The sequence below is a fragment of the Treponema sp. R8-4-B8 genome, from assembly GCF_054786175.1.
On record NZ_BDHE01000472.1, the window covers coordinates 1 to 298 of the forward strand.

The following is a 298-nucleotide window of genomic DNA, read 5'->3' on the forward strand; positions in this document are numbered from 1 at the left end:
GCGTTGGTAATAATGCACCCTTCGGCGGCAATTGACTGGTTCATATTGGCAAAATTCATTTTTGAGGGGGGAAGATTACGCATATGGGTGTAAATCGGCTTGCGCAGCGCAAGCCGATTTACACCCATATGCGTAATCTTCCCCCCTCAAAAATGAATTTTGCCAATATTGGCGTTGGTAATAATGCACCCTTCGGCGGCAATTGACTGGTTCATATTGGCAAAATTCATTTTTGAGGGGGGAAGATTACGCATATGGGTGTAAATCGGCTTGCGCAGCGCAAGCCGATTTACACCCA

The 298-nt window shown here is 46.3% G+C and carries 1 pseudogene; it reads right to left on the reverse strand.

The window, feature by feature from the left end:
* Positions 1–164: 164 nt before the first annotated feature.
* Positions 165–298: pseudogene (locus tag ACYVRA_RS09295) on the reverse strand (hypothetical protein); the annotation flags it as partial.